This is a genomic window from Kitasatospora sp. NPDC091257, from assembly GCF_044757675.1.
Lineage (GTDB): Bacteria > Actinomycetota > Actinomycetes > Streptomycetales > Streptomycetaceae > Kitasatospora > Kitasatospora lactacystinica.
Genome location: NZ_JBIVVI010001478.1, coordinates 1 through 1,919 on the forward strand (window position 1 = coordinate 1; position 1,919 = coordinate 1,919).

A 1,919-nucleotide genomic window follows, 5' to 3' on the forward strand; every position below is an offset into this window, starting at 1 on the left:
GGGCTCGGGCGGGCGCCTCGGGGCGCGACATCGGGCGCCCGTTCATCCGATCACCATCACCTTCATCACCACGTGTCCTTGGGGGGACTGCCACATGAACGCGTCCGCTATCGCCCGTATTGCGAAGATGGTCCCGCTGGCCGACCCAGCAGTACGAGGGCGCGCCCTGCACCATGGTGCTCGCGATCGCGCCCAGGGGTGATGGCGCGCTGGCCGGTGCTGCTGCCGGTGACGGCGCTGGCGGCGCTGCCCGGGATCGAGGGCGGCACGGCGGCCCTGGCGGGCGGGGTGGTGCTGATGCTCGCCATCGGGGTCAGCGAGGAGCTGAGCAGCCGGGCGCTGGTGCTGGAGGTCGCACGGCCGCTCGGCCCAGTGCGCGCGGGGGCGCTGACGGCGGCGCTGTTCGGGGTCGGGCACCTCGACAACACGCTGTGGCAGGTGCTGGAGGCCGGCGCGTTCGGCTTCTTCCTGTGCGGCGCGCGGCTGTACATCGGGAGTGTCTGGCCGCTGGTGCTGCTGCACGCGCTGGCCGACTGCCGACGGATCGTCATATCGTTTGCCCCGCATGCGTCCTGTACGGAGGTGGCCCGGACCGGGCCCCGCACCGCCGAGGAGACGTCTTGACCTACCTCCGCCGCCGCGCCGCCGCGGCCGCTCTCGCCCTCGTGGCCGGCCTGACCGCGGCCGCCGCCACCGCACCGGCAGATGCCGCCGCACAGGCCGCCGGCATCCCCCGGGGGCTCGACCGCTACTACCAGCAGCGCCCGGCCTGGCACAGCTGCGTCCAGGGCCCGCAGGACGAGGAGGGCGCCGCGCTGGAACGGGCCGGCGCCCGCTGCGCGGAGGTCACCGTGCCGCTCGACTACGGCGACCCCGGCGGACGCACGGTCACGCTGGCGCTCTCCCGGATCAAGGCCACCGATACCCGCCACCGGATCGGCACGCTGCTGCTCAACGACGGCGGCCCCGGCAGTCCGACGCTCGGTGCGCCGCCGCGGGTGCGCGCCGCGTTGAAGGACACCGCCGCCCGCTTCGACATCGTCGGGCTGGACCCGCGCTTCGTCGGCCGCAGCGCCCCCCTCGACTGCGGCTGGCCGATCGGCTTCAGCATCACCTCCGCCGGGACCGGCCGGGCCTCCTTCGAGCGCCAGGTCGCCCTCCAGCGGGACCTCGCGACCCGGTGCCGTTCGGCGGCCGGGGACCTGCTGCCGCACGCGAGCACCCGCGACGCGGCCCGGGACATGGACGTGGTGCGGGGCGCGCTCGGCGAGCGGCGGATCTCCTACCTCGGCCTCTCGTACGGCACCTACCTCGGCACGGTGTACACCCAGATGTTCCCCGGCCGCTACGACCGGGTGGTCCTGGACAGCGCGCTGAACCCGGCCCACGCCGGGCCGGCGCTGCTCCCCAACATGGCGCCGGAGAACGAACGGGCGTTCGCCGACTGGGCGGACTGGGCGGCGGCCCGCCACGACACGTACGGGCTGGGCCGCACCCGCGAGGAGGTGGTCGCCGGGGTGCTGCGCACGGTCCGGGCGGCCGCGGCGCGCCCGCTCGTCGTCGGCACCGGCGCCGACGCCTTCGAGCTCGACGACACCCGGGTGCCGATGCTGGTGTTCATGAACCTCGCGGGCGACTCCGACGCGGATCGGGCGGGCCTCGCCGAGCTGACGGCGACGCTCGCCGAGGCCGCGTCGGGCCGGCCGGTCACCCCCTCGGACGGGACCACCGCCATGCTGCGCTTCCTGTTCACCCCGCAGGGGTCGCAGGCCGGCAGCATCTCCCAGGCCATCCTGTGCGCGGACGGTACGGCGCCGCGCGACCCGGAGGACTACTGGCGCCGGATCGAGCGCGACCGCGCCCGGTACCCGCTGTCCGGCCCGCTGCTCGACAACATCTCCCCGTGCGCCTTCCTGGAC

At 75.2% G+C, this 1,919-nt stretch carries 2 protein-coding genes; both read left to right on the forward strand.

Annotated elements, in window-relative coordinates; all coding sequences use genetic code 11:
- The first annotated feature begins 201 nt into the window (after positions 1–201).
- Positions 202–624 carry a CPBP family intramembrane glutamic endopeptidase gene (locus ACIQOV_RS39510; protein ID WP_401055727.1) on the forward strand — a complete coding sequence of 141 codons (423 nt, stop codon included), beginning with the start codon at positions 202–204 and terminating at the stop codon, positions 622–624.
- Positions 621–1,919, forward strand: a 1,299-nt coding sequence (locus ACIQOV_RS39515; protein ID WP_401055729.1) for an alpha/beta fold hydrolase, incomplete at its 3' end; no start/stop codon positions are given. The genes ACIQOV_RS39510 and ACIQOV_RS39515, both read left to right, overlap by 4 nt.

Bases quoted from the DNA above. Each gene is read 5' to 3' on its own strand.
- ACIQOV_RS39510 (WP_401055727.1), top strand. From the start codon at position 202: ATGGCGCGCTGGCCGGTGCTGCTGCCGGTGACGGCGCTGGCGGCGCTG.